We start from the raw sequence: 24674 nt of genomic DNA, 5'->3' as shown, positions 1-24674 counted from the left end.
TGGCTGAACGGGCCGGGCGTTCCAGCGCCCGGCCGTTCGCGTTACGGGGATCAGAGTGGGGCGCGACCCACCCTTCGGTGAACAGTTCGTTGCGTGAATGGGCTCACACTTTCGGCGGGACATCAGTGCCGTTGTGCTGGATGTTGTGGCGAGGTCGTTCGGTCCGGATCGCGCGGGCCTCCATGGCGAGCGCCTCCGTCTTGCTGTCGAACCACTCGATCGACAGTCCCGCCACCTCTGGCCACCAGTCCTTATCGGCGGCATGCTGCCCCCAGCGCTGCGGAGGCTTGGCGCTGATCCCGACGTAAAGCAGTTCGCCATCGGCGTTGCGGATTCGGTACAGGGCAGTGCGGACAGAGTCGTCAGACACCCGCGCCTTCCTGTTGGTCTTCTTCGATCGCCGCCCCTGGCCTGTCTCGGTTTCTTCAGCCCGATCCCGGGTGGGCTCTTCGGCTACGGCGGTCCAGTAGTCGGGAATCTTCGGGTGCCGCGCGTACAGCCAGCCAGCCATGGGGCTGGAGTAGCTGACGATCGGATCGTAGGGGTCCTCGTACATCTGGATTGGCCCGCCGTCGGAGGTTCTGAACACGGCACTCCCTCCGTGCGCGCACGAGCGCACACTCGGTTCATGACCGCATACGCTGCGCGGTCGTCCTAGACAGGAGACTCCACTGGTATAGGACCAAATGTCAAGGTGTCTGAGTTGGCAGAGATGGACGCCTGGTATACGCCCAGTCGGTTCCGGCAGGTAGACCGGTATCTTGGTCGTTCGTAGACCTGAGGAGGGATGGACGTGACGGATCCAGCGCAGGGCAAGAAGCCGCGCTACGAGCAGATCGCGGATGAGCTGCGCGCGCGGATCGAATCCGGTGTGTTTGACGAAAGCCGCAAGCTGCCCAGTGAGCGCGAGCTCTCGGAGGAGTTCGATACCGCACGCAACACTGTCCGGGACGCGATCCAAGTGCTGCGAGCCGAGGACCGCGTAGAGTCTCGCGGAGGTTCGGGCGTCTACCTTCGGTCGTTCCGGCGAATCAAGCGCGATGCCGTCGACCGACTGGCCAAGAAGCATTGGGGGGCAGGTCGCGCCATCTGGGACAAGGACTTGGGGGGGCGCGACCGGGGCGAAGAGGTCACCGTCAAGAAGGTGGTTCCGCCGGACGATATCGCTGGCACTCTCGGTGTCCGAGGCCAGAAAGCCTGGATGCGTAGCCGGGTGTTCCAGTCCGAAGGGCGCAAGATTCAGCAGGCGACGTCCTGGTACCCGGTCGACTTGGTGGAAGGCACGGCGATCACCGAGAGGGACACCGGTCCCGGCGGTTCCTACGCTCGGCTTGACGAGATTGGGCACGGCCCGTCTCGCTATCGCGAGGAGATCAAGATTCGCCTCCCCTTGTCGGCCGAGGCGAAGACTCTAGGGATCACCATGACTACCCCTGTGATCTTCATCATGCGCACGGCTTTCGACTCGGAGGGGCGCCCGGTCGAGGTCAACGAGATGATGCTGGACTCTGATAGCTACACATTGATCTACACATTTCCCTCCTGACCTGGAGGTCCGCCCCCTCAGCCCCTGCTGCTCAGGCAGGGGCTTTTTTGTGGGTGCTCAACTGGTCCTAGACAGGCGCTTGCGCTGAGCTGTCTTAGTTGCTTAAGTGGTCCTATACAGGTTCCGAGTCCGGGGCCTACACCACACCCATGCCCGAAGGGAGACAGATGAGTGACACCGCCCAGGTCCCGGCCTCGACAGCCGAGCGGATGCTCGCGGCAGCCGAGGTGGCCGAGACCCTCAACCTGTCGCTGACGGCGGTCTACCGCCTCGCGCGGAGTGGGGTTCTCCGAAGCCACCGGCACGGCCAGGGAGCAGTTCGCCCCCGCGGACTTCGCTTCCCCGAGTCGGCGGTGATCGAGCATCTCAACCGCTCGCGAGTCCCTGCCCCCGCGGCCGACGCCGCCTGAAACGCAAAAACCCCGGCCCGGCGCGCCTACGCCGATGGACCGGGGCCGACCCCCCGAAGCTGCTAGCAACTGGAGATCGAAATGAATCGTAGCGTCACTCCCCCGCCGCCCGCCTCGCTCTTCGACGGCGATGCCGCTTCCACGAAGCTGGGCCGCCGGCGCCGCTCTCTGACCCTGGTCTCTGACCTTCAGGTTCCGGCCGGCCCGGACTTGGAGGACGAGGCGTGGGAGAGCATCCGTATCGCCTATCTGACGGCGCTGGGACAGCGTGATTTCGACGCGATGGCTGCCGCCTATCTGGACGCGGCGGACATGGACGAGGCCCGGCCGGGCCAGCCGAAGCTGATCCCGGTTCTGGACGCGGCCGGCGTCCGTCTCCAGTTCGCGCAGGTGGCGTGATGGCGTCCTTTGTGATCGTCACGGAGGACGGCTCGTACCGCGAGGGGCGCGAGGCGTCGTTCCCGGAGCTGAACGTCGACCCGGTGCGGCTGGAGTCGTATTCGCACGAGGGCGACTACGTGGTGCTGCACTACGAGGGCGGCATCAAGAAGGCGATCCCGGAGTGCCGGGTCCAGCACATCGCCTATCGGAAGCAGGTGGCGTGATGGCTGCCGATTCTCTTGCCGCTGCCGAGGAGGCTGTGCGCGAGATTGGTGCCCGACTGGCGGCAGATCTGCCGTTCGAGGAGCGGTGGCAGGTGGCGCGGGAGCACGAGAAGGCGCTGCTGGACCGGGCCCACGCTCGCCGGGCTGCGGGTGTGCGGCTGTCGCGGTGGGATCTCATCCAGTTGGACCGGGCCGACCGGCACAGTCAGGGCGGGGGAACCCGGTGACCACCGCCGAGATGCTGCGTGAGCTGCCTGCCGGTGATGACCGGAACCTGCCGGTCCTAGACCGGATCGCCGAGGTGCTGCGGGCCGGGGGCGAGGACGTCGAGGTCGTGTACAACGCCCGCCGGGACGTGTTCCGCATCGTCACCCGAGAGCGGGTCGCGTCGTGAGGGCGGGTCGGGATCCGAAGCCGCAGTCGCCGGAGGAGGAGGCGGCCCGGAAGAAGCGGGTCGCAGCACTCCTCCAGCAGGCCGCCGAGGACTACCGCACCGGGTTCGGCAAGCCGAAGACGCAGTCGCAGAAGGCCCTCGCCGCCTAACCCCCCCTGATCCGCCGGGCCCGGTGGTGCATCCCCCAGCCCCGGGCCCGGCACCCCTCCCGACCTACCGGAAGGAGGTGAAGCCCATGGGTCGCCGTGACAGCCACACCCCCTAACCGCCCCACGGCGGGGTCTGTCGACGGGCCCCGCCACCACCGGCCCGGTTGTCCCCGGGACTCCCCAGCCCCCGGCTGGCGGGTGCCGAGCACGACCAGACCATCCAAGCCCAACACCTACAACCACCTGGAGGATTCATGGCCACCACCTACCAGCCCGGCAACTACGTGATCAGCGTCGTCGCCACGATGCCCGCCAAGGTCGCCCGCCAGCTGCATGCCCCGGAGCGGTTCCAGTACGACGGCGATGTCGCGACCGTCAAGTTCGGGCCGGTGCCGATCCGCGCCGTGAAGAAGGAGACCGACAAGAGCCTCGCCGCCGGGTTCCTCCGCTTCTGCATGGAGGAGCAGCCCGGCGCCAAGTACAAGATCCAGAGCATCGACATCAAGCCCGACGCCAGCTGACCACCTGACGCCCACATCAATCAAGGAGATCGAATGACCCGCCTGATCAGCAACGCCAGCCGTAAGGACGCCAAGCGCATGCTCGGCGAGTCGCGTCCGACCCACCACGGCAAGCCGATGCTCGGAGGCGAAGCCCCGGGCGACCTCAAGGGCTACTACACCTGCGCCAAGCCGGGATGCCCGGTGGTGGTCAACGACCACCCGTATCCGTCCGACCTGGAGAACAGCGAGCCGATCGACGACTGACCACCTGACGGCAGCCTGATCCGCCGGTCTCGGACCGGCGGTCCGATTCGAGAGGAGTACCAGCGGATGGATGCGCAGTTCCGCAAGGGTCAGAGGGTCCAGATCGTCAGCTCGGTGGACTATCCGGAGTACCGCAAGTACATCGGCCGCACCGCGACTGTCTACACCGACGGCCCCGACAGCTCCGGCCTCGTGGCCGTGAAGGGCCTCGAATCCAAGGTCAAGGAGCGGGTGCTCGGCTACGTCGGGTTCGCCCCCGAGGACCTGAAGAAGATCTGAGCGCTGCCTGACGGCAGCCCATCCCGCAGGTTCGACCCCGCACCTGCGGGTTGGTAAGCCCGCCAGACACCACCACCCCCAACACCACCCGAAGGATTCCTGATGCCTCACACCGTGCTTGCCGGGCTTGCCCGCCTCCGAATCGCCCTGATGATCGCCGGATTGTCGTGGCTGTTCGGCGTGGTCCCGCCCGTGTGGATGCGGGTCGGCCTCGGCCTGCTCGTGCTCGCCGCGCTTGTCCTGGATGGGCTGATCGACGAAGACAAGATCACCCGCCACTACGTGCGCACCAAGGGACCCGACGACTACAAGACCGCCGCCTAACCACCCCCAACACCCCCGAAGGGATTGAGTACCGTGACCACCTCCGTCGAGAAGCAGGTCAACGGGACGCCCGTGCCCGCTGCCGAGCCGCGGTTCGATCCGCGCGCCCTGGCCGAGGCGGAGGCGATCCGAAAGCGCGCCAACGCCGAAGCCGAAGCGCGTCGCATCGAAGCGCAGGGCAAGGCCGAGGCCGAGAAGATCAAGGCCGCTGAGGAGGCCGAGAAGCAGCGGCTCGCGAACGAGCGGGCACGCATGAAGCTGGAGAAGGACCAGGCCGCCCACGACGCCTACCTCGCCGAGAAGGCCGAGAAGGCAGCTAAGGCCAGGGCCGCCGCCGAGAAGGCCGAGAAGGCCGCGGAGGAGGAGGCTGAGCGGGAGGCCGCACAAGAGGCCGAGCAGGAGCGCAGCGAGAGCCTGTGGAAGTGGGGCGCCCGCGGCATCTACCTGGTCGGGCTCGTGATCGCGGCACCGGTCCAGTTCATCGCCTTCTGGGACCGGGAGCGCCCCTTCCTCGTCGCAGCTCCTGCCCTGCTGGAGGGCTTGGCTCTCGTCCTCGCCTGCGGCGCCGCATGGGCGGTCGCGCACCGGCGGGATGTTCTGCCGTACCGCATCGGCATCATGATGGGCGCCCTGCTCGCCGCCGGGATCAACATGTGGCATGGGCTGAAGGACCCGGCCATTGGCATCAACGCCGGCCTCATCGGCGCCATCGCCTCCCTCGGCGGGCCGATCGTGCTCATGGCCTACGAGCACGGCATCGCACAGAAGGCCGACGGCATCCCGTCGTACCGGGAGAAGCGGGCCGCGAAGAAGGCGAAGGAAGCCGAGGAGGCTGCACGGGCCGAGGCCAAGGCTGAGAAGCAGGCCGCTGACGCGAAGACCAAGGCCGAGAAGGCGGCCCAGCAGTTGCAGGCGGAGACCGAGCAGAAGCGGCGCGACGAGGACCGTCGGAAGCACCACCCCGAGGTGTGGGAGGTGGCCGAGGCGCTGCGCTCGGCACGCGGCTCGGAGTACGTCACCGAGCAGATCTGGGGTGACGCCTGGAGCCTCGTGCACGGCACTCGGAAGGTCGGTATCACCGCCAAAATCGAGGCCGACGCGCGGGCTGCGGAGAAGCGCATGAAGACCGCCACCGACCTTCCGATAATCGGTGACTTCTCGCAGGTCGAATCCCAACGACCCCCTCGCTCCAAGCGCGACCCTGACGCCCCCGACGGGCGCCGCAATAACGGCGGCACCCCTCCTGTTCGGCGCTCCGGTGACGCTGCCCCCAACAGCCCGCTCGCGCGCAAGCAGGCCGCCATCGAGCGGACCCCCATGACCGCCAAGAACGCCGCTCGCGGCGACGCCAACTGACCCCCTGGAGCCGCCGCCATGACTACCGCACCGCACTCCATCCCCCAGCCCAACCTGAACCTCCGCAAGCCGGTCGAGGGCGCTGTCGTCGAGCACCACGGCGAGATCGTCAAGCAGAATGGTGACGCCTCGTGGATGCGGTCGAAGCTCGCCCTCGCCGGACGCGCCAAGGACCACGCACTCGACAACAAGCTGTACGTCGGCTGGTCCGCCCGCGGATACAAGAACCTCGGGCGCCGCTGGCTGGACGCCCGCCGCGACGACTACCCGCAAATGATCGAGTCCGCTGTCGCCGAGCTGCGTTCCTCCAAGGGGAACACGGCAGCCGAAAGCAGCGCCAAGGAGCTGGTGAAAGAGCGCCGGGACGAGTACCGCGGACACAAGAAGCGCCACGACATCAAGACCGCCCTATGGAGCGCCGTAGGCGTGGCCGGGGCAGCGACCGGCGTCATCGTCGGCGGAACCCTGATCGAGGCATGCATGGCGGTCGGCGGCGCAGTCTTCGGCGCCTACCACGGACGACCCGACCCGGCCGAGGCCGAGGTTGAGGCCACCGCCCCTCCGCTGTCCATCATCGAGCAGACCGACAGCGGGTTCGGGCAGGACACGGGCCAGGTCTTCATGACCGTCGACCAGCTGCCCGAGGGCGGCAGCCCGTTCCCGATCGCTCAGGCCCGCACCCCGCAGCAGCTCGCCGAATGCGTACTGCGAGCCCTGATTGCCGAGGGCGTGCCGGTAGCCGAGGTCAGCGACGTGATCCGGCTGTCGTGGGGTTGGCAGTGCGTGGTCCGGGTTAGCGAAGGCACTCCCGAGGCGATCATCAAGGTGGCCGGCGACCTGGAGACCCGTTTCGACCTCGCCACCAACGGGGTCCGGCCGACTCCGATGAAGGAGCGGCGGGCCTGTGCGGTGCTGCGGCTCGTGGACCGGGGCGCCGACCCGTTCGCGTCCGCCCCTGGCCTGCCCTATCGGGCCCCCAAGTCGATGTCGATCACCGACAAGTTCCGCATCGGCAGCTCCGTCGGTGGCGACGAACTGGCGGTCTCCCTGGCCGGGGTCATGGGGCTGGTCGTCGCCACCACTGGAGGCGGCAAGACCGGCGTCCTCCAGGCCCTCGCCGAAGGAACCACTGCCTGCTACGACAACATCACCATCGACCTTGACCCGCACGGCGACGGCCTCGAAGACCTCCACGACGCTGTCCGCATCACGGCCCGCACCAATGAGCAGATCGAAGCCGTCCTGCTGTTCTTCTTCATGCTGTCGAAGGCGCGGGCCCGGCTGCGGAAGAAGCTCGGGATGGGTCGCAAGTGGAAGGTCAGCAAGGAGCACCCCCACTTCACGATCTTCTTCGATGAGTTCCCGAAGGGGTCCGACCTGGCCAAGCGTCTCGCCTTCGATCTACTCCTGGTCGGCCGCAAGGAAGCCGTGGCACTGGAGATCGCATCCCAGGGCGGCACCAAGCTGTACCTCGGAGAGAACATCGCCCAGATGATCGCTCTGAAGGCGGTCGGTCCGTGCAAGGTCGGCGACACTCGCGCGGTCTTCGGTGAAGGGTCCGTCAACGAGGGATGGCAGTCGCACAGGCTGTCGCCCGCCACCGACACCGACCCGAAGGACGCCGGGCACATCTACATCCAGGGCGTGCCGGGCATGCCCGACGAGCCGATCGAGTACAAGGTCCACGAGGTACCGTCGGCGACCCTGCGGACGCTGGCCACCGAGCGCCTGGAGGCGGGGCTCGTTGAGCCCGACCAGGCCAGCCTCGACGCCATGGCAGGCGTCGACCTGCCCGAATACGTCCTGCCTACCTACGATATCGAAGGCGTCCTCAAGAAGGAGGCCCCCGTCGAGCTCCTCACGTGGGAGCAGCTGTTGAAGCTGTGCGACGCCGAGCCGATGGCGGGTGCGCAGCCTGAGGCGACGACCGCGGTGATCGCCGATGCGGTCGACCTCATGGACAAGGCTGGGGTGGACCGGATGCGTACCGAGACGCTCGTTGCCAAGCTCGCCGAGCACTACCCGGATGCCTACGCCGACCTGACGGCCGAGTCGCTGAAGGAGATGCTCGCGCCCGCGGTGGGCAAGCCTGTGACGCTCGGCCCGCTGGACGGTCTGGCCAACCCGCGGGGCTTCAAGCGGGAGACCCTGGCCCGCTTCTTGTGACCGTAATGTCCTGATCATCCCCCTGCTCAAGCCTGCTCAAGGCGACGTTTCCGCAGGTCACCCCTGCTCAACCCGCTGCTCACGCCCTGCTCAACCTCTGCTCTGAGCAAGCCCTGAGCAGACCCCTGAGCAGCGCTGACCTGCAACGAAGCATCCCTGAGCAGGGCTGAGCAGGCCCGAGAGCACCCCATTCATCCACATATGTTCCACGAACTCGAAGGAGATCAGCATGACGCAGACCTGGACCGGCCCCCGCGGCGCGAAGGCCCTGGACCGCACCGCGAAGGTCGGCGACGTCCTCTGGGTCGTCGTCGACATCGCCACGGGAAAGGCGCCTTGGGAGGACGCCCAGTTGGCCAGCAAGTTCCCCGTCACCCACTGGAGCAGGCTGTACGGCAAGCCCATGGTCGCTGGCAACGTGAGCGCAGGCGACCTGGTGCTGAAGTACGGCATGGTCTGGTCCGACAAGCCCAAGGGGGTGCGCGACCAGGCGGGCCCCGGTCCGCAGGTCGCCGGCCCCCTCGGAGATGACACCGAGCGCTACTTGGACGAGACCGAACTGCGCGGCATGGAGAAGCTGGCCGCCGAGGCCCGGGACCGGCGCCGTAAGGGCAAGAGCGGCAAGCGGGGCTGGCTCTGATGGCAGCCAAGACCTACATCAGCTAAGCCCACTAGCCCACCCCATCCAGTAGATCCCGATCAAGGGGAACCCATGGAAGCCCAGCCCGAGACCATCCGCCACACCGCCGACATCATCGTCGTCACCCCCGATCGGCAGGTACTGCTGATCGAACGTCGCTGGGACCCCTACGAGGGCCATTGGGCCCTGCCCGGCGGCCACCGCGACCCGGGGGAGTCGAGTCGCGAGGCCGCCGCCCGGGAGCTCGCTGAGGAAACAGGTGTTCACGTGGCCACCGGCGACCTGCGCGAGATCGGCACATGGAACCAGCCCGGCCGCGACCCGCGAGGCAGGTACAGCACCGACGCCTACCTCGTCGTCGTTCCCACCGGAACTCCCATCGCTGCCGGAGACGACGCCCGCACGGCCCAGTGGTGGCCGCTGGATGCCTTGCCTCCGCTCGCATTCGACCACGCGGACATCCTCGCCGCAGCCGTGGATTCAACGTCCTGAAACACCCAATCTAGGAGAACGCATGACCGACTACAGCAACCCGGACACCCCGCTCACCGCCCGCCGCTACGCCTGGGACGCCACATTCACACGCGGACCCGTGCGCCACGGGACCGTCACGACCCAGCGCATCGAAGGGGGCAGCTACGACACGCAGCCCGGCGCCACCGTGGGTTCTCTCCTCGCAGGGCTCACCACCTGGTACTCGAAGGAATTCAAAATCCCCCGGGAAGACGTCGCCATCGTGAGCTACTCGCTACGCGAGAAGTAGCTGAGCCGGGGCGCCCCACCCGCGTGGCAGCAACCGGGGCGCCCCAAACCCTCCCCGAACCCCGAAAGGCCGTAGGAGGCCACTAGATGACCACAGCCATGCTCGATGCGGCAAGCCTGGATCAGGCCGCCGCCCGCCTCTACCGCGCGAAACCGCTCAGCCCGAGCGAACAGCGACAGTTCGCAGACATCGCCGCCGGATATCAGCGCACAGCACCCGGCAACCACACCACCCGCCAACTCACCAGCAAGACCGTCGATGAACTGGTCGCCGAAGCCCTCAACGGCATCAATCCGCACGGCACCCGCCCCCCGGTCGACGTCCGCCTGCCCGGCCGGCTCGCTGCCGTGCTCCCGGACTGGGCGCACCGTGGCCGCCGGAAGGATTTCACTCACCCGCCGTCCACCCAGCTGTACGTCGCCGCCACGATCCTGCGCGAATGGGGCTGGCAGGCCAAGCCGCACAAGATGCGGAACAAGCGCGGCCAGCGCTGCATCTGCGGCGCCCTCGTCACCACCGTGGCATTGGGTGTCGGCACCATGTCCGGCGCCGAAACCGCCGCCTGGCACGTACTCGGCGTGCTGCGCGATCAGGGCTGGCCCCGCCTGATCGGGGACTGGAATCGGGAATGCGGCAACGCCCAGAAGGCCATCGACATCACCCTCACCGCCTACCAGCGGGCAGCGGCGGCAGGCCAGTGAACATCACCGTCCACAGCCGGGTCCGTGGCGTGCAGCAGATGGCCACCCGGCTGGAGCAGATCGCGGATTCGGCCGGAAACCTCATCAGTCGCCGCCTCGGAGGCCCGCTGCCCGACGTCGAATTCGTCCTCACCGATGGAGCCGGAGTCGACCGGCTCCTCCACCAAGCCCACGCCAGCCTCGGCGGACCCGGCAAGCCCACCACCATTCGCGGACGTGTCGCCACCAAAATCAAGGCGCGCCGGTCCTTTGCCGCCACCGCCATGACCCACAGTGGTGCGGTCATCCTCGTCAATGTCCCCGAGCATCGCGGTGACCTGCGCCAGTTCGATCGCACCATCGTCCACGAGTTGGTGCACGCGGTGCAGTTCAACCTGCCCGGCGTCCGTGAGCGGCACATCGCCTACCTGCGTATGTGCGCATCCCGCACAGTCGACCGGGCATTCCTGCGCGACTGCGAGCGGCTTATCGACGCCCGCGAACGCGAAGCCGAAAACCTCGAAGCACTCACCCGGCAACTCCCGAAAGGACACTGACTCATGGGCTGGAACATTTCCCACGGCACCGACAGCAATGGTGAGGTGCGGCGCTCGTACACCACCATGCACAACCTCGGGCAGCAGCTTGCCCACGTGCTGTCCGCGCGTGACTGGCGCACCATCGCGTTTCTCTTCGACGGCAACGCTTGTGACGTTGTCATAGTGGCGCCTCGCAAAGCAGGGAAGATCGCGGTGGTCCTGAGCCGTGCCGCCCAGCATCGGTTGATGCCCTCAGATTGGGCGAAGGACGCGCAGGCGCTCGCCGACTCGGCCCAGCGTGCGGCCACCGCCCGGCAGCCGTGGGAGTGGAGCTGACGGCCGTGGCCAGCAAGGCTCCGCACCCCGGCCCGGGAGGCTCGAGCGGTAGTGCTCCGGGGGACCGCACCGTCACCGGGAATGGCCGCCGCCCCGGAAGGCATCCAGCAGGCACTCCCGAATCCACCAGTCGCCGCAACAAGCGGCCTACAGCGAGCTGAACAGAGGCCACAGTGATCACGTTCCGCAAGTCCATCCGGATCTTCCGCTGGCTCACGGTCAACCTGAATGGCCGCTCCTGGTCGATAACTCTCGGCGCCCGCGGCGGACCCCGGCACACGATCAGCTCGACCGGGCGCCGCACCAGTTCGATGGACCTGCCTGGCCCGTTCGGGTGGAGGCACAACCATCGGTGGGGGAGGCGGCGATGACCGCCCTGACGGACGTGGACTTGATCGCACAGCGCGTCAACGACCACATAGAACGCGCCGAACGTGGCGAGCAGCCGCCGGACACAGCCGAACGGTGTCTGAACTGGTATGCCACCGCCACCGGCATTTCCACCCAGGAGATCAGGGCCGCTCTAGCAGCCCGCAGCTGGGAACGCATCTGACCCGCCACCCAAACCCCGACCTGTCCCACGAGAGGAAACCCATGGCCATCTACCAGCCCGGCAACTACCGCTTCCGAATCGCCGTGACCGACCCGGCCGGGAAGCTGGAGCCGTTCGTGCTCGACAGCAACATCACCGTCGATCGCCCGATGACTGACCAAGAGATCGCACAGGTCATCGTCACAGCATCCAGCGCGGACTATCCCGCCGCGCGAGTACTGCAACTCCCCAACTCCAAGTACGGCCTCGTGCTCGAACCCAAGCGCAGCAACTGATCCCGCACAACCACACCGAGAAGAGGAGAAGCACATGGACAACGAGCAGTTCTACGACAAGTACAAGCAGCACCTGCGGCAGGAAGGCCGGTTCCCCAGCGAAGCCCAACTGGCCGAGGGCGCCGAATCCGGTGACGAGCCTGCCAGCGGCAACACCACCGACGACTGACCGACCCCGACTGCCTGCCCGCCGTGCTCCGCGTGCCGTCACGGGCGCGGGGCACGGCGGGCACACAGCCCGAACCCTGCCGCAAGGAGCCCCTGTGGACAAGAAGCTCGCCGCCGCCCTCAAGCGCGACGATCAGCGTGAGGCTGCCGGAATGCACGCCGACGACCGGGACACCTGCCACACCCACCAGTGCTGGGCCAGCGAATGCGAGAACCGGCACCGGCGCCCCACCGCCGGACGGCTGCTCGCTGAAGCAGTGGAGATCAACCGCATCCGCTACAACGCCCGCAAGCAATAGGGGAGGCCAGATGGAAAACGAATGCATCTTGTGCGGAGCCCCCGGCGGCGACCCGTACTGCAACGAAGACTGCCGCAACGCCGACGAATGTGAATGCCCCGCGGGCAGCGACTGCACCTGCTGACCGCATCACCGACCAGCCCACCACCAAACGGAAAGGACCACACCATGCCCACCAAGACCATCACCTTCGAGAGCATCATCGACCGCTACGCCAAGGCCGTTGCCGTCGTTGTCGACGAGGACCACGATGCGACCCCGGCCACCAACCTGGACGCCTTCCTCGGCCAGCTTCAGGACGCCATCGAGAGCCTCGACCAGTGCCACATGGACAGTGACGACGCGGACTCGGCCGTCACCTACCTGATCGACGCCCGCGACAGCGGCGGCGCCGAGCAGCAGATTCTGCTCGCTAAGGCAGAGCAGCACCTCGTCCGCGCCCGCGACCTGTTCGACGACTACGCGACAGCGTTCTAAGGCAAGATCTGACCCGCCCCCCACTGGGCGTGCCCAGCCCGATCACAGCGGGCTGGGCACGCTCGAACCCTAGCCGACACCCAGGGGTCGTGACCGATCGAGCGTGACGCCGTCCGTCACCTCGGCCCCGCTCGGATCCCGGGCGGGGCCTACTCGTGGGCGGGCTGTGGCTGCGGGGCGGGAACCTGCGCGCGGGCCATCCACCGGTCCCGACCCAGAGCAAGCGACGGGCGGCCCAACGGCACCAGGCCCAGCACCTCGCACATGCGCTGTAGCGTGGCCCGCACCTCAGCCTCCGACTCGGCCAGCACCACCACCGTCACGCCCATACAGGACAGTGTGGCGGGCAGAGCAGGGGAGCGGCGGGTATTTCGCCTACCCGTCCAGCTCGGCGCGCATCTCGTCCGTCCCCAGATCCAGCGTCAACGAGGCGGCCCCGCCCATGATGTCCGCGCTGTACTTGAAGCACGGCGAACCATCCAAGTCAGCGGCAGGATCCCCCAGGCAGCCGTCCGTCGCGTACCCGTTTGAGGCCGCACTCACCTTGTCGATGTCCTTCACCGACCGCGGATAGCGGGCCCTCGCGTCCGCGGAATCGATCGCGACCTCCAGGTCGATCACCACCTCGGCGATCCGTGTCAGGTGCTGGGCGCAGCGGTCCGCCCCCACCGTTGCGCACACCCCTTGCGTGCCCGAGCCAGTCGCGGCGTCGATCTTCGGGATCCATTCGGTGGACAGCTTGGCCGGCCGCTTCGGCGCTGCCGCGGCAGGCGTCGACTTCTTGGACGGTTTGCTCTTCGACTTGTCGCCGTCGTCGCTGCTGCCGCTGCTGCCGCATCCGGCGAGCAGCAGGCCCGCAGCAACGACGGCGATCATGTGGCGTCTCATGTCGTACCCCCCTGTGCTTGGTGCGGAAAAGCTACGGCATGATCGGATGTAGCGGGAGAGACTTGACCTATCTGCCGTGACGACGTCGCGTGCGCGCAGCCTTGCGGGCCATGCGCGACCGCCCGGCGAAGTAGCGGCCGGCGTTGGAGATGCGGGCCGCCTTCGACTTGCTGGCGCCCTGACGGCGCAGCGCCCTGTACGCGGCTTGGCGGGAGCGGTAGACGAATCCCCAGCGGCCCCCACGGTCCGACACCATCAGCGCTTCCCCCGCTTTCGGCCGCCCACGGTGATGGACGGGTAGCGGCGGCGGACAGCCTTCCGAACCTGGGCTTTCTCGCTGCTCGAACCGTGCTGCGCTACCCGTGCGAGGGCGTTGCGTGCCCGGCCCTTGGTGTCCAGCGGGTACTTGCGCTTGGAGGGCACGCCGAACGAGGACTTGGGTAGGCGCTTGCGGCGTTTGGCGGTCATCTTGGGGGACTTGGTCATGACGTTCTCCCTTCCGCTGCCTTCCATGGTGCGCCCAGAAGGTCAGCCCTGGTAGGGATTCGCCTACCCAATCGGCCATCTATCCTATGATTCGAAGGTGAGAATGGCGTGATTCTTCGGAATCATCGGACCGGGGAGAGAAGATGGCGGCAGGACCCAGCCCCTCAAGGCGCAAGAACATCGCCGACCGCGCAGAGCAAGCCGCCATCGTCTTCGATCTCAAAGCGCAGGGCCTCTCCTACCGGGCCATCGAAGCCATCACCGCCGCCCCCGACGGACCCACCGGCGGCAAACGCATCGCCGCCAGCACCGTCGGCGAACTCATCCACGACGAAGCGGCACGCCGAGTCGACCCCCGCGTCGACGAATGGCGCGCCATCCAGATCGAACGCCTCGAAGGCGTACTCCGCGACCACCGAGCACTCCGAGACGCCCACTGGCAGCGCGCCATGGGCACGGAGGAGAAGGGCCCCGAGGTAGCCGCCGCGCTCGCCGTCGACCGGGCCCTCAACGGGATCTCGCGCACCATCGAACAGGAGTCGAAGGTGCTCGGCATCCACGTCACGAAGATCGAAGCCCAGGTCACCGAAGTCACACAGCAGGACCTGGAGATGCAGGAGATCATCGCCGAAGCCAAGGCCAAGGTCGCCGCCGAAGAGGCTGCCCTCCGCGGCGAGGCCAGCGAATGACCACCCGCACCACCTGCGGGATCGAGAGCCTCGTCCCCTCCTGGCTACTCCACGACAGCGGCTACCGTAACGCCCTCCAGCAACACCTCCTCGACCGCATCGCCATACAGGGCTACGAGCCTGTCACTCCTGTCCGCATCCGTCAGGCTCCAGGTGAAGTGCCACCGCCGGTCGGCATGATCCTGCTGCGCGCTGAAGTCACCGTGGAGGAGTTCGACGTCGAGGTCGATGGGGACTGATGGGCGGCGTAGCGACCACGGCGCCCCCAAGGGTGGTGGACCCATACGACCCACGAGCGAACGCCGAGACGTTCGACCTACAGGGCTGGCTTGCCACGCTCGACGCCCGACTGCTGGCGACCTCGGAGGGGCGTCGTCTCCTAACCAGGCTGTCGCCCGCCCTCTTCGCCGTGACTTACCTCCGCCACCACCTCAAAGGCCGTGACGGCGAGGTGACGTTCGCCGATGCGCACCTCGACTGGTTCCGGCAGGCCCGCCAGTGGGTGCGCCCCGTACAGGCGCCGGCCGAGGACCGCATGGCGTGGATCGCGCCCCGCTCGTGCGGCAAAAGCACCATGGCGTTCCTCGCGCTACCCGCATGGGCCGCAGCCCATGGCTTCGCCCGCTTTATCGCAGCCTTCGCCGACTCGGCCATCCAAGCCGAGACACACCTGGCCACCTTTAAGCGCGAACTGGACACCAATGAACTGCTGCGTCAGGACTTCCCTGATCTCTGCGCCCCGGGGAAGCGCCCGTCGGGGGCGAACATGGCGGACACTCAGTCGATGTTCATCGCCAAGTCCGGGTTTGTGTTCGCCGCCCGCGGTATCGACGCGTCCAGCCTTGGACTCAAGGTAGGCGAGCGGCGGCCGGACCTCCTGCTGGCAGACGACGTGGAACCGGATGAGAGCAGCTACAGCCCCTACCAGGCAGCCAAGCGGCTCACCACGTTGCAGGACTCCGTGCTCCCCTTGAATGTCTTCGCCCGCGTTCTGCTGGTGGGCACGGTGACGATGCCGGGAAGCATCGTGCATGCCCTGTCCAAACACGCCCAGGGCATCGAGACCGCCGACTGGATCCGCGACGAAAACTTCCAGGTCCGCCACTACCGCCCCATCATCAAACGGGACGACGGCACCGAACGATCCATCTGGCCGGCCAAGTGGTCCATCGAATACTTGCAGTCCATACGGCACACCCGGAGCTTCGCCAAGAACTACGACAACTCTCCGCTCGGCTCCGATGGGGATCTGTGGACCCCGGACGACTTCCGCTACCCGGGCGAGGAGGGGCCGGACCCGATCACTCACATGATGCTCAGCATTGACCCTGCGGTGACGGCGAAGAAGAGCAGCGACTTCACCGGGCTGGCGGTGGTGTCGTGGTCGGCCCAACGGAAGCGGTGCACCGTCCACGCTGCGACCGCCCTCAAGGTGCAGCCAGGCCCCCTGCTGCGGGATCGCGTGCTGGCGATGCTCGACGAGTTTCCGCAGATTGGCCTCATCCTGCTGGAGGTCAACCAAGGTCACGACACTTGGCAGTCTGTCCTGCATCACATGCCGGTCAAGGTGAAGACGGTTACGCAGGCGGAGAACAAGTTCGCCCGAGCCGAGGGGGTGCTGAACCACTACCAGCGGGGTCGAGTTCTCCACGTGCAGAAGCTGCGGGAGCTCGAAGAGCAGATGTGCGCGTTCCCGAAGGCTCCGCACGATGACCTGGTGGATGCTGTGGGTTCGGCGGTGCGCCGCTTCATTCCAGCGTCATCGAAGGCGGTTACGAAGGCCAGCACCTCAAGCTACCTTTGATTCAAAGGTGGAGAGGTATTATCGCCTTAGTGAAGGGTGGTGGCCGTGGATGCGGACCTGATGGACCTGATGCATGGCATCCAGGAACTCGCCGACGCGCGCGCCGACTACGACAGGGCCCAGGCCTACTACGAGGGCGAAGTCCCCGAAGTGTTCGCCAGCTCCCGCATCCGCCGCGCCCTCCGCGCCAACGACATCGACTTCGACCTCAACTTCGCCAAGACCGCCGTCAACGCCGTCGTCGACCGCCTCGAAGTCGCCGCCATCACCAGCCCCGACAACGCCGTCAACACCCTCATCGCCAAACTCTGGGACGACAACAACCTCGCATTGGAGCTCCCCGACCTGCACCGTCGGGGCTGCGAGTACGGCGACGCCTACCTCATCTGCCTGCCCGTCGAAGACGACAAAGGGACCGTGCTGCGCGTCGAGATGTTCTACAACTCGCCGCAGACGGTGCGGATCATCTACTCGCAGGAGAACCCGCGGCTCAAAGAATTCGCGATCAAACGCTGGGTTGACGGCTGCTACCGGCGAGTCGAGCTGTACTACCCGGACCGCATCGAACGCTGGACCACCAAGAAGAACACGAGCGGCAAAGACGAAGCCGACTGGGAGCACTGGCTTGCTGGCCCAGACGAGGACACGGGCGAGGTCGACCCCGATTCGTGGCTCATCGAGCACGACTGGGGCGAGATCCCCGTCTTCCACTACCGCACCGACCGCCCCTACGGGGTGCCCGAACACTTCGGCGCCTACGGCCCGCAGAACGCCATCAACAAGTTGCAGTCCACCCACATGGGCACTGTCGACTACCAGGGCTTCCCCCAGCGCTACGCCCTCACCGAGGCGGCCACCACCGACACCGGCGACCTGGAGCCCGGCGACTGGGACGACGCCGACTTCCCCCCGGACGACCGCGACCAGGGCCCGTCCGACTCCGGCGACGACTCCAGCCTGAAAGCCGGACCGGGCGAGCTGATGCTGCTCCGCGGCTTCAAGGCCGTCGGCCAGTTCGACGCCGCACAGCCGAGCGTGTTCCTCGACCCGATCATCTTCAACGTGCGGGCAATGGCGCAGATCACCACCACGCCCACTTGGATGTTCGACCCGTCCGGCGAGCAGCCGTCCGGCCAGTCCGTGCGCGGCCAGGATGCGGGATTCACCCGCAAGATCTGCAACCGGCAGCTCAGCTTTGGCAGCACGCACCGCGAAGCGTTCGTCTTCAGCCTTCGCCAGCTCGGTGTTGAGGAACCTGTCGTGGATGTCCGCTGGGTGCCGGCCGAGACGGTCGACACCCAGGAGGGCTGGCAGACCGTCGGCGAGAAGATCAAGAATGGTGTGCCGCGCAAGCAAGCCCTCATGGAGGCGGGCTACCGCGCGGAGCAGGTCGACGAATGGCTCGAGGGCGTCGACGACGCCGAACTGTCCCGACGCGTCGGCATCCTCGCCGCTGTCGCCGACAGTGCCCAGAAGTTGGGTGCAGCAGCCGCCCTCGGCGTGGTCACCAGCGAGCAGGTGCAGCAGCTGCTCGCCGGAGCGCTCTCCGACATTGAGCTTCTCGCCGGCATAGAGGCCAAGACCTGATGGCCCGCCGCAACCTCAACGAGCGCCTCGCCCGGCTCATCCAGGGCGAGCACACCGACGCGGTCATCCGCCTCGAAGACCGCGCCACACAGCGCGTCCTCGGCAACCTCGACGACGACTTCACCACCCTGGTCCGCCGCACCCTCGCCGCCTGGACCACCGCATTCGGCGACACCACCGGGGACGCGACCAGCGACCCGGCGCTTCGGCGCATCCTCGCAGCTGTGCGGGCCGCTATACGGCGCCTACTCGCCCCGCTCGGACCCCGCGCCCAGCGCGCATTGGACGACACGCTCACGGACGCTGTACTGCTCGGCGCCCAGCAGCACACCGCGTTCGTCCGTGACGCCACCGGCCGCAACCCGGGCACACCCCCGCCTCGGCCCGGCCGGTCCCTGCGGGACGCCGCCGCACGCGTGCGGGACATCGTCACCGAGCGGCGCGACCGGGCCCTCGCCATGCTCCGCCCCACGGTGGCGCGCCGCTGGGGCCAGGTGCTCACCGGCATCGGCACCGCCCGCGGCGCACTCTCCGCTGTTCGCTCCCACATCACATGGGTCGTCGGCCGGGCCCTCAACGAGGGGCTCACGGCGGGGATTCGTGCGAACGGGGCGCAGAAACTCTGGGTCACGGAGCGGGACGCGTGCGTGCGCTGCGCCGCCTACGCCGGACTGGTGGCGGACGTGAGTGACGACTTCCCAGGCGGCCTGTCCTGGGATCCGCGGCAGCGCGGCCACGGCGACCCGCTGCCCGCACCTCCGCTCCATCCGCACTGCCGTTGCCGCGTAGTTGCCTGGAAGGACGAGTGGGCCGAGCCCGGCGTGCCGTCGTTCCCGGAGGCGCTCCGCCGTGAGGCCCGCCGCAGTATCGCTCGCGGCTTCTCGCTGCCCACCGAGTCCAATGCGGCCCGCATCCGGGCTGCCGCTGAGCTCCTCCGCCGCGGCGCCAACCTGCCCCGTTCCGTGGAGGCATACGCGGCCACCGCCATCGCTGCTGGCCGCTTCACCAACCGTTCTGTACCCACCGGGCGCCCGTGATGGGCGCACCGCAACCCGCAACCCCGTGATGGGAGACACCGTGAACAACCACACCGACCTCGCCGAGATCGTCGACCAGGCGCCTGGGATCAGCCTGCCGCCGCGCACCGTCATAGGTGTCGTGGCAGGGCGACCCGTGTACAACATCGCCGGAGGCTCCGAGGGCAACGACGTCGAAGTTGACGACGAGCCCGAGTCGGAGGTCGAGGAGGAACCGGAGGACGAAGAGGTCCCCGAGGTCAAGCCGAAGCCGGGCCCCAAGCCGGAGGCCAAGAAGGCGGAGGCCAAGCCCGGCGACGACGACTACGTGCCTCCGTCGCGCGACGAGTGGACACGCACTCAGGCCGCGCTCAAGAAGGCCAACGAGGACGCGAAGCGCAACCGGCTCCGGGCCCGCGAGTTGGAGGAGAAGACGCGGGCCGACGAGACGGAGCACGAGAAGGCGCTCCGCGAAGCACGCGAGCAGGGCGAGGCGAAGTTCCGTTCGCCGCTGGTGCGGGCCGCGGCACGTGCCGCACTGTCGGAGGCTGGGGCGTTCGCGGTCGCCGAGGGAGACGCGGCCAAGATCCGGGACCGGTTCGAGCGCCTGTACAAGCTGATCGACACCGATGGCGTGTCCGTGGACGACGACGGTGAAGTGTCGGGCCTCGAGGCGGAGATCGACACGCTCAAGTCGCAGTACCCCGAGTTCTTTGCGCAGCCGGCGGCGAAGAAGAAGGTGCGGCCGACGGGCGCGGAGCGGAAGCCGGTGGATGAGAAGCCTCGGTCGGCGGCGGAGCGTCACGCGGCACGAGTGCTCGGCACTTGACAAATGAAGATATAGTGATGATGTAGCCAACGATTTCGGTGATCGAAACCGTGACTGCCCTTTAATGCGAAGGTCGCCCGTGATGGGGGCCGAGCCGACAAGCTTCCCCATCACGCGCCCGCAGGAGCAGCAGTGGCACGCAACACGTTCGAAGCCTGGATCCCCGAAGAGTACGACTCCAAGGTCATCCAGCGCATCACGCAGACCTCCGTGGTCGAGGCACGCGCCTCCCGCATCCCCATGTCGTCCGACACCCGGCACGCCCCCCGCTCCGCGGGCATGGGCGTCGAGGTCATCGACAAGGGGAGCGCATACGGCGAGGACACCTCCCTCAACGACGACGTCATCCTCACCGCCAAGAAGTTCGGCAAGGTGCTCCGCATCGCCGAAGAGGACATCAACGATGCCCTCCCCGACACCCTCGCCGTGAAGATGTCCGACTGGGGCATCTCCTACGCCAAGATCCTCGACAACGCCAGCCTGGCCGTCACCGCAGCGCCCGGCACCGGCGTGCCCTTCACCTCGCTGTACTACCTGCTCCACACCACCGACGCCACCATCGGCTACACCGCCGACAGCAACATCACCGTTTCCGGCAGCGCAGGCCCCACCTACGCCGACTTCTCCAACACCATCGGACTCGTCGAGTCGGGCGACTACTACGACCCCGCCACGATGATCGCCATCGCACACCCCAGCTTCAAGAAGACCCTGCGTGGCGTCCTCGACACCCAGCAGCGCCCCATCTTCATCGAGGGCCTCGCCGGAACGCCCGACACCATCTTCGGCGTGCCGATCAGCTGGAGCCTCGGCGCCCGCACCAGCGCCACTGCCACCTCCTCCCCGACCGGCCGCCCCCTCATGGCGTTCGTGTCCACCGACCTGATGCTCCTCGGCATCCGCAGCGGCCCCGAGTCCGTGTTCATCGACGGCCGCGACGGCACCTCCGCTCTCACCGACGAGTCGCTCCTCAAGATGCGCGCCCGCCGCGGCTGGGCCTACGGCCACCCCGCCGGCGCCTCCATCCTCGTCGGCTAATCCACCCCCATCTCCCGCGCCGCTCCCACGGCCCGGCGGCGCGGGACAGATGAAGGAGGTGGGCCATGGCAGCAGCGAAGAAGACCGCCGCGACCGAGTCGAAGGCCCGCGCGGCAGAGTTCCCGGCCAAGGCCGGCGAGCCCGCCGTCGAAGTCGACGAGCGATCCACAGACGGCGCCGACGGAACCCGGCACGTCAAGCAGTTCGTCGTCCTCAAGTCCACTTGGCCTGGGCGCGACGAGGCGGAAAGCCACACGGCCAATGGTGCGGCCGTCGCCAACGAGGCGATCCAGCGCGGCCTGCACCCCCGAGGCGAACCCCGCTTCGACGGCGCCGAAGACCACCCGGACGGGCTGTCGCTGACGCTGACCTACAGCGTCGACACCGTGCCCTCTTCGGTGGACCACGCCCCCGGAGATACCACGACACCACGTGACGTGCTGCGCGGCGAGGGCTGACGATGGTTGACGCCTGGGCGACGCCGCAGCAGGTCATCGACACCACGGGTGTGACGGTGACCTGGGCCCAGCTTGTCCAGGCGCAGGCCGCGGTCGAGGTGTTCTCCAACCGGATCTACGCGGACACGCCGCGCATGCGCACCAGGGACGTGTACTGGCTCGGCAAGGCGGTCGCCTATCAGGCGGCGTGGCTGGTCGGCCAGTACGACGTGAGCACCCGGCTCGACTCGAGCCAGGTGCAGCAGGACGGTGTCGTGGCCTCGCTGGACGCGAAGGCGATGGTGTTGGCGCCGATGGCGAAGTGGGCGTTGCAGCGGGTGTCGTGGATGCGGTCCCGCACCGTGCACCTCCGGTCGCCATTCGAGGACGGCTACGGCTGGGCTGCGAACCCCCTGGCTGAGGGCTCCGACGATCGGCAGGAGTGGACGCCGATGGGGGACAGCCCGTGAACATGGCCACCACCACCGTTAGTGTTCTCGGCGGCACGACCACCGACGAGTTCGGCGACGAGAAGGACACCGAAACCCCTCTCGCCACCGGTATTCCGGCATCGCTGATGGAGGCCACCCGGCAGGCCTTCGAGCCGGTGACGGGCACGCCGCGCATCGTCCGCACTCACGTCTGCCGCCTGTCGCCCGCCACATCGGTGACCGAAGAGAACCGGATCCGGGACGAGCAGAGCGGCGAGATCTACATCGTCGTGTCCGTCACCCGCAACGCCAACCCGGTCATGGCGCAGCCGCTGCGCCTGGACCTGAAACGCACAGGACGAGCCGCGTAGCTCCGACATACACCCGCCCCGACGGCATCCGTGGCCCGTAAACGGCCAGCCAGCAGGGGCAGCACAGCCCGCCGACGTAGAGGAGGTGCAGGGCGATGGGCGCCGACTACCGCGTGGTCGTGAACCACGGCTGGCCCGGATGGCTGCGCAACCAGGTCACCCGCTACCTCCACAAGCTCGGCCGTGAAATCCAGAACGACGCCGAACGCCTGGCCCCCGTCAAGACCGGCCGGCTCCGCGCGTCCCTGTACCACGAGGTCAACCGCGGTGAGCTGCGTGTCGGGGTGAGGGACGTGCCGTACTGGATGACTGTCGAATTCGGCTCCGCCCCGCACATCATCACCCCGAAGAACGCCAAAGCCCTGTACTGGCCCGGCGCACGCCACCCCGTGGCAAAGGTCAACCACCCCGGCACCCCGGCACAGCCGTTCCTACGGCCGGCCCTCTACCGGCGGCGGGGTGGTCGCTGATGACCGTCACCCAGCGCGCGAACACAGAGCTCGTAGCTGTGGCCTGGCTACAGGGTGCCGAGGGCATGGAGCCGGGACAGGTCGCCACCACCCTGCCCACGGACGTGTCCACGTGGGAGGCGAACGGCTTCGTGCAGGTGTGCCCAGCGGTCGGCGGCTCGCCCCAGTTGCACTACGCACTCCGGGAGCCCGTGGTGCAACTGGACTTCTACGCCGTCAACCCGAACTCGGGAAAGCCCCCGTGGGGGAAGGCCGCCTCACTGGCTGAGCTGGCGGTGGCCGCGACATACGACGAGGCGCGCATGCAGCGCACCCTCACCCTCCTGCCGGGCTATCCGCAGGCCCGCGTCATGACCGCCCACTTCCTGACGGAGCCCCGTCGATTGCCTGGCGACGACTCGTCCTACGCCCGCTACACGGCCGACCTCGCCCTGCACTGGATCAGCCTCTAGGAGCCGCCATGCGAACCGTCCGCACCACCATCCAGCCCCACGTCGACGTCGAGGTGGATGACGCCGAGTACCTGGACCTGGAGCGCCAGGGCCTCCTCGTCTCGCGCCCGTCCGACTCCACTCCTGCCGCCGCACCGGCCAAGACCCCCACCCCGGCGAAGGCCAAGGAGGCTGACCGATGAGCGTCACCACCACCAACCTGATCATGGGACCGGCGACTCTCTACCTCGCCGACTTCGGCGCCACCGAGCCCACCGACACCGCCGTCAACGACGCCCCCGCAGCCTCGGCGTGGACCGACCTCGGCGGCACCCAGGACGGCTGCAAGCTCACCGTCGACCAGACCTACACCGACCTCGAGGTCGACCAGATCGTCGACGTGGCCGGCGCCCGGCTGACCAAGAGGTTGTTCACGATCGAGACCAACCTGGCTGAGCCGACGCTCGAGAACTTGCGATACATCCTCAACGACGGCACCGCGGCCAGTGGCTCGGGCTTCAAGAGCTTCGAGCCGATCTATGCCAGCTCGGCGACCCAGCCCACGTACCGGGCGGTCCTTCTCGACGGTTACGGCCCCAACCAGTTGCGGCGCCGTTTCATCATCCGCAAGTGCTTGTCCAACGACAAGGTCGAGAGCACCTACAAGAAGGATTCCCAGACGCTGTTCACCGTGAAGTGGAGCGGCTTCTTCGTGACCTCCTCGATCGCCCCGTTCAAGCTTGTCGACGCCACCTCGTAAGGATCCGCCATGACCACCAGAGCGCCCCGAACCCGCACCGCTCCGGTCGCGGAAGAGCCCCAGACCGGCATCCTCGAGATCACCACCTCGAAGGAGAGGCCCGTCGAAGAGGCCCGCGAGCCGCTGTTCATCATCGACGGGGAAGAGTTCACCGTCCCCAAGGTGATCAACGAGCGGCTCGTGTTCCTCGCCATGAACAGCATCCGCCAGGAAGGGGCCGTCTTCGCGGCCATGAGCCTGATGGAACTCCTCCTCGGCAAGCCCCAATACGTGCGGCTCCTGGAGCTGTACGAGCGGCAGGCCATTACCCAGGACAACTTCGATCAGATCGTGAAGCTGACGAACGGCCTGTTCTTCAAGCACATGGAAAGCGACCAGGAAGCGGCGGGAAAAGCTTCGCCCTCTTCGTAGCCAACGTCCGCGACCACAGCTGGATCGTCGACCACGAGGAGGATCTCGACGCCGACTTCCTCGCCATCTACCGCATCGACCTCAGCACCCAGGTCGTGGGCGCCAAACGGTTTCTCGCCCTGGCCAACCGAACCCCCGCCTACGACGGTGCCATGGCCGCCGCGATGGCCGCAGAACAGCAGAAGGAGCAGCAGCCCGCACGCACCGGATCCAGCAGCCCCGACGAGCCACAGCAGGTGGACGTCGACGCCATGAACCTGATCGTGCCCGGCCTCATAGAGAGAGTGGAGGTGTAGCCCT

46 protein-coding genes are annotated in these 24674 nt (G+C 67.5%); 41 read left to right on the top strand and 5 right to left on the bottom strand.

Going from position 1 to position 24674, the window contains the following annotated elements:
- Positions 1–103: 103 nt before the first annotated feature.
- On the bottom strand, positions 104–589 hold the full coding sequence (locus tag ACT2CW_RS42550) for a GIY-YIG nuclease family protein (RefSeq protein WP_445520478.1): 486 nt from the start codon (positions 587–589) through the stop codon (positions 104–106).
- Positions 590–787: 198 nt separating this feature from the next.
- Here ACT2CW_RS42550 and ACT2CW_RS42545 point away from each other — a divergent pair, with 198 nt between their 5' ends.
- The 25 genes from ACT2CW_RS42545 (at position 788) to ACT2CW_RS42425 (ending at position 12726) form a co-directional block, all read left to right on the top strand.
- On the top strand, positions 788–1546 hold the full coding sequence (locus ACT2CW_RS42545; RefSeq protein ID WP_445520477.1) for a GntR family transcriptional regulator: 759 nt from the start codon (positions 788–790) through the stop codon (positions 1544–1546).
- Positions 1547–1713: 167 nt separating this feature from the next.
- Positions 1714–1956 carry a helix-turn-helix domain-containing protein gene (locus ACT2CW_RS42540; protein WP_445520476.1) on the top strand — a complete coding sequence of 81 codons (243 nt, stop codon included), beginning with the start codon at positions 1714–1716 and terminating at the stop codon, positions 1954–1956.
- 81 nt (positions 1957–2037) lie between these two features.
- Positions 2038–2355 (top strand): hypothetical protein, encoded by a 318-nt coding sequence (locus ACT2CW_RS42535; RefSeq protein ID WP_445520475.1) that lies wholly within the window; start codon positions 2038–2040, stop codon positions 2353–2355.
- The gene (locus ACT2CW_RS42530) at positions 2355–2561 is read left to right on the top strand and encodes a hypothetical protein (protein WP_445520474.1); all 207 of its coding nucleotides are present in this window, start codon (positions 2355–2357) and stop codon (positions 2559–2561) included. The genes ACT2CW_RS42535 and ACT2CW_RS42530 overlap by 1 nt, the downstream gene beginning before the upstream one ends.
- Positions 2561–2788: a hypothetical protein gene (locus ACT2CW_RS42525; RefSeq protein WP_445520473.1), complete on the top strand. Its 228-nt coding sequence runs from the start codon at positions 2561–2563 to the stop codon at positions 2786–2788. The genes ACT2CW_RS42530 and ACT2CW_RS42525 overlap by 1 nt, the downstream gene beginning before the upstream one ends.
- Positions 2785–2955 (top strand): hypothetical protein, encoded by a 171-nt coding sequence (locus ACT2CW_RS42520; protein ID WP_445520472.1) that lies wholly within the window; start codon positions 2785–2787, stop codon positions 2953–2955. The genes ACT2CW_RS42525 and ACT2CW_RS42520 overlap by 4 nt, the downstream gene beginning before the upstream one ends.
- Positions 2952–3104: a hypothetical protein gene (locus ACT2CW_RS42515; RefSeq protein WP_445520471.1), complete on the top strand. Its 153-nt coding sequence runs from the start codon at positions 2952–2954 to the stop codon at positions 3102–3104. The genes ACT2CW_RS42520 and ACT2CW_RS42515 overlap by 4 nt, the downstream gene beginning before the upstream one ends.
- Before the next feature lie 254 nt (positions 3105–3358).
- The gene (locus ACT2CW_RS42510; RefSeq protein ID WP_445520470.1) at positions 3359–3625 is read left to right on the top strand and encodes a hypothetical protein; all 267 of its coding nucleotides are present in this window, start codon (positions 3359–3361) and stop codon (positions 3623–3625) included.
- Between the two features lie 33 nt (positions 3626–3658).
- Positions 3659–3871, top strand: coding sequence for a hypothetical protein (locus ACT2CW_RS42505; RefSeq protein ID WP_445520469.1), 213 nt, complete (start codon positions 3659–3661; stop codon positions 3869–3871).
- A gap of 66 nt (positions 3872–3937) precedes the next feature.
- On the top strand, positions 3938–4150 hold the full coding sequence (locus ACT2CW_RS42500) for a hypothetical protein (RefSeq protein ID WP_445520468.1): 213 nt from the start codon (positions 3938–3940) through the stop codon (positions 4148–4150).
- A 102-nt stretch (positions 4151–4252) separates the two neighbouring features.
- The gene (locus tag ACT2CW_RS42495) at positions 4253–4474 is read left to right on the top strand and encodes a hypothetical protein (protein ID WP_445520467.1); all 222 of its coding nucleotides are present in this window, start codon (positions 4253–4255) and stop codon (positions 4472–4474) included.
- A gap of 33 nt (positions 4475–4507) precedes the next feature.
- The gene (locus tag ACT2CW_RS42490; protein ID WP_445520466.1) at positions 4508–5830 is read left to right on the top strand and encodes a hypothetical protein; all 1323 of its coding nucleotides are present in this window, start codon (positions 4508–4510) and stop codon (positions 5828–5830) included.
- Positions 5831–5848: 18 nt separating this feature from the next.
- Entirely contained in the window at positions 5849–7996 is a 2148-nt protein-coding gene (locus tag ACT2CW_RS42485; RefSeq protein WP_445520465.1) for a hypothetical protein, read from the top strand.
- A 229-nt stretch (positions 7997–8225) separates the two neighbouring features.
- Positions 8226–8636, top strand: a complete 411-nt coding sequence (locus ACT2CW_RS42480) for a hypothetical protein (protein ID WP_445520464.1) — start codon at positions 8226–8228, stop codon at positions 8634–8636.
- A gap of 72 nt (positions 8637–8708) precedes the next feature.
- On the top strand, positions 8709–9128 hold the full coding sequence (locus ACT2CW_RS42475) for an NUDIX domain-containing protein (protein ID WP_445520463.1): 420 nt from the start codon (positions 8709–8711) through the stop codon (positions 9126–9128).
- Between the two features lie 22 nt (positions 9129–9150).
- A complete protein-coding gene (locus ACT2CW_RS42470; protein ID WP_445520462.1) occupies positions 9151–9399 on the top strand; it encodes a hypothetical protein in 249 nt (82 codons plus the stop codon).
- A gap of 86 nt (positions 9400–9485) precedes the next feature.
- On the top strand, positions 9486–10100 hold the full coding sequence (locus tag ACT2CW_RS42465; protein WP_445520461.1) for a DUF6197 family protein: 615 nt from the start codon (positions 9486–9488) through the stop codon (positions 10098–10100).
- Positions 10097–10636 carry a hypothetical protein gene (locus ACT2CW_RS42460; RefSeq protein ID WP_445520460.1) on the top strand — a complete coding sequence of 180 codons (540 nt, stop codon included), beginning with the start codon at positions 10097–10099 and terminating at the stop codon, positions 10634–10636. Before ACT2CW_RS42465 ends, ACT2CW_RS42460 begins: the two co-directional genes overlap by 4 nt.
- A gap of 3 nt (positions 10637–10639) precedes the next feature.
- Positions 10640–10954, top strand: a complete 315-nt coding sequence (locus ACT2CW_RS42455; RefSeq protein WP_445520459.1) for a DUF7739 domain-containing protein — start codon at positions 10640–10642, stop codon at positions 10952–10954.
- A gap of 173 nt (positions 10955–11127) precedes the next feature.
- Positions 11128–11325: a DUF4236 domain-containing protein gene (locus ACT2CW_RS42450; RefSeq protein ID WP_445520458.1), complete on the top strand. Its 198-nt coding sequence runs from the start codon at positions 11128–11130 to the stop codon at positions 11323–11325.
- A complete protein-coding gene (locus ACT2CW_RS42445) occupies positions 11322–11507 on the top strand; it encodes a hypothetical protein (RefSeq protein WP_445520457.1) in 186 nt (61 codons plus the stop codon). Before ACT2CW_RS42450 ends, ACT2CW_RS42445 begins: the two co-directional genes overlap by 4 nt.
- Positions 11508–11548: 41 nt before the next feature.
- Complete coding sequence (locus tag ACT2CW_RS42440; RefSeq protein ID WP_445520456.1) at positions 11549–11782, top strand: hypothetical protein; 234 nt, start codon at positions 11549–11551, stop codon at positions 11780–11782.
- A gap of 34 nt (positions 11783–11816) precedes the next feature.
- Positions 11817–11951 (top strand): hypothetical protein, encoded by a 135-nt coding sequence (locus ACT2CW_RS42435; protein ID WP_445520455.1) that lies wholly within the window; start codon positions 11817–11819, stop codon positions 11949–11951.
- A gap of 94 nt (positions 11952–12045) precedes the next feature.
- On the top strand, positions 12046–12249 hold the full coding sequence (locus ACT2CW_RS42430) for a hypothetical protein (protein ID WP_445520454.1): 204 nt from the start codon (positions 12046–12048) through the stop codon (positions 12247–12249).
- Positions 12250–12417: 168 nt separating this feature from the next.
- A complete protein-coding gene (locus ACT2CW_RS42425; RefSeq protein ID WP_445520453.1) occupies positions 12418–12726 on the top strand; it encodes a hypothetical protein in 309 nt (102 codons plus the stop codon).
- Positions 12727–12875: 149 nt separating this feature from the next.
- Here the strand turns inward: ACT2CW_RS42425 and ACT2CW_RS42420 are convergent, their stop codons facing one another.
- The 4 genes from ACT2CW_RS42420 to ACT2CW_RS42405 all read right to left on the bottom strand — a co-directional run bounded on the left by ACT2CW_RS42420 (position 12876) and on the right by ACT2CW_RS42405 (position 14100).
- Positions 12876–13055 carry a hypothetical protein gene (locus tag ACT2CW_RS42420; protein ID WP_445520452.1) on the bottom strand — a complete coding sequence of 60 codons (180 nt, stop codon included), beginning with the start codon at positions 13053–13055 and terminating at the stop codon, positions 12876–12878.
- Between the two features lie 46 nt (positions 13056–13101).
- The gene (locus ACT2CW_RS42415; RefSeq protein WP_445520451.1) at positions 13102–13602 is read right to left on the bottom strand and encodes a hypothetical protein; all 501 of its coding nucleotides are present in this window, start codon (positions 13600–13602) and stop codon (positions 13102–13104) included.
- Between the two features lie 79 nt (positions 13603–13681).
- Positions 13682–13870, bottom strand: coding sequence for a DUF7218 family protein (locus ACT2CW_RS42410; RefSeq protein ID WP_445520450.1), 189 nt, complete (start codon positions 13868–13870; stop codon positions 13682–13684).
- Positions 13870–14100, bottom strand: a complete 231-nt coding sequence (locus ACT2CW_RS42405; protein WP_445520449.1) for a hypothetical protein — start codon at positions 14098–14100, stop codon at positions 13870–13872. Before ACT2CW_RS42405 ends, ACT2CW_RS42410 begins: the two co-directional genes overlap by 1 nt.
- 143 nt (positions 14101–14243) lie before the next feature.
- Between ACT2CW_RS42405 and ACT2CW_RS42400 the strand changes: the two genes are divergently transcribed.
- The 16 genes from ACT2CW_RS42400 to ACT2CW_RS42325 all read left to right on the top strand — a co-directional run bounded on the left by ACT2CW_RS42400 (position 14244) and on the right by ACT2CW_RS42325 (position 24670).
- The gene (locus ACT2CW_RS42400; RefSeq protein WP_445520448.1) at positions 14244–14789 is read left to right on the top strand and encodes a hypothetical protein; all 546 of its coding nucleotides are present in this window, start codon (positions 14244–14246) and stop codon (positions 14787–14789) included.
- Entirely contained in the window at positions 14786–15028 is a 243-nt protein-coding gene (locus tag ACT2CW_RS42395; protein ID WP_445520447.1) for a hypothetical protein, read from the top strand. The genes ACT2CW_RS42400 and ACT2CW_RS42395 overlap by 4 nt, the downstream gene beginning before the upstream one ends.
- A 35-nt stretch (positions 15029–15063) precedes the next feature.
- The gene (locus tag ACT2CW_RS42390) at positions 15064–16593 is read left to right on the top strand and encodes a hypothetical protein (protein WP_445520446.1); all 1530 of its coding nucleotides are present in this window, start codon (positions 15064–15066) and stop codon (positions 16591–16593) included.
- A gap of 45 nt (positions 16594–16638) precedes the next feature.
- Complete coding sequence (locus ACT2CW_RS42385; RefSeq protein WP_445520445.1) at positions 16639–18180, top strand: phage portal protein; 1542 nt, start codon at positions 16639–16641, stop codon at positions 18178–18180.
- Positions 18180–19217 (top strand): hypothetical protein, encoded by a 1038-nt coding sequence (locus tag ACT2CW_RS42380; protein WP_445520444.1) that lies wholly within the window; start codon positions 18180–18182, stop codon positions 19215–19217. Before ACT2CW_RS42385 ends, ACT2CW_RS42380 begins: the two co-directional genes overlap by 1 nt.
- Positions 19218–19257: 40 nt before the next feature.
- Positions 19258–20025 (top strand): phage scaffolding protein, encoded by a 768-nt coding sequence (locus tag ACT2CW_RS42375; RefSeq protein WP_445520443.1) that lies wholly within the window; start codon positions 19258–19260, stop codon positions 20023–20025.
- A gap of 132 nt (positions 20026–20157) precedes the next feature.
- Entirely contained in the window at positions 20158–21063 is a 906-nt protein-coding gene (locus ACT2CW_RS42370) for a phage major capsid protein (protein ID WP_445520442.1), read from the top strand.
- A 65-nt stretch (positions 21064–21128) separates the two neighbouring features.
- The gene (locus tag ACT2CW_RS42365; RefSeq protein WP_445520441.1) at positions 21129–21521 is read left to right on the top strand and encodes a hypothetical protein; all 393 of its coding nucleotides are present in this window, start codon (positions 21129–21131) and stop codon (positions 21519–21521) included.
- Between the two features lie 2 nt (positions 21522–21523).
- Positions 21524–21970, top strand: coding sequence for a hypothetical protein (locus ACT2CW_RS42360; RefSeq protein WP_445520440.1), 447 nt, complete (start codon positions 21524–21526; stop codon positions 21968–21970).
- A gap of 2 nt (positions 21971–21972) precedes the next feature.
- Entirely contained in the window at positions 21973–22302 is a 330-nt protein-coding gene (locus ACT2CW_RS42355) for a hypothetical protein (RefSeq protein WP_445520439.1), read from the top strand.
- 95 nt (positions 22303–22397) lie between these two features.
- Positions 22398–22772: an HK97 gp10 family phage protein gene (locus tag ACT2CW_RS42350; RefSeq protein WP_445520438.1), complete on the top strand. Its 375-nt coding sequence runs from the start codon at positions 22398–22400 to the stop codon at positions 22770–22772.
- Positions 22772–23224 carry a hypothetical protein gene (locus tag ACT2CW_RS42345; protein ID WP_445520437.1) on the top strand — a complete coding sequence of 151 codons (453 nt, stop codon included), beginning with the start codon at positions 22772–22774 and terminating at the stop codon, positions 23222–23224. The genes ACT2CW_RS42350 and ACT2CW_RS42345 overlap by 1 nt, the downstream gene beginning before the upstream one ends.
- 8 nt (positions 23225–23232) lie before the next feature.
- Positions 23233–23406, top strand: a complete 174-nt coding sequence (locus ACT2CW_RS42340) for a hypothetical protein (RefSeq protein WP_445520436.1) — start codon at positions 23233–23235, stop codon at positions 23404–23406.
- Entirely contained in the window at positions 23403–23963 is a 561-nt protein-coding gene (locus tag ACT2CW_RS42335; protein ID WP_445520435.1) for a phage tail tube protein, read from the top strand. Before ACT2CW_RS42340 ends, ACT2CW_RS42335 begins: the two co-directional genes overlap by 4 nt.
- 9 nt (positions 23964–23972) lie before the next feature.
- Positions 23973–24374: a hypothetical protein gene (locus ACT2CW_RS42330; RefSeq protein WP_445520434.1), complete on the top strand. Its 402-nt coding sequence runs from the start codon at positions 23973–23975 to the stop codon at positions 24372–24374.
- Positions 24375–24469: 95 nt separating this feature from the next.
- Positions 24470–24670: a hypothetical protein gene (locus ACT2CW_RS42325; RefSeq protein WP_445520433.1), complete on the top strand. Its 201-nt coding sequence runs from the start codon at positions 24470–24472 to the stop codon at positions 24668–24670.
- Positions 24671–24674 lie beyond the last annotated feature (4 nt).

Source organism: Streptomyces sp. NEAU-174, from assembly GCF_052665095.1.
This window is presented reverse-complemented; position numbering and strand designations above follow the sequence as displayed.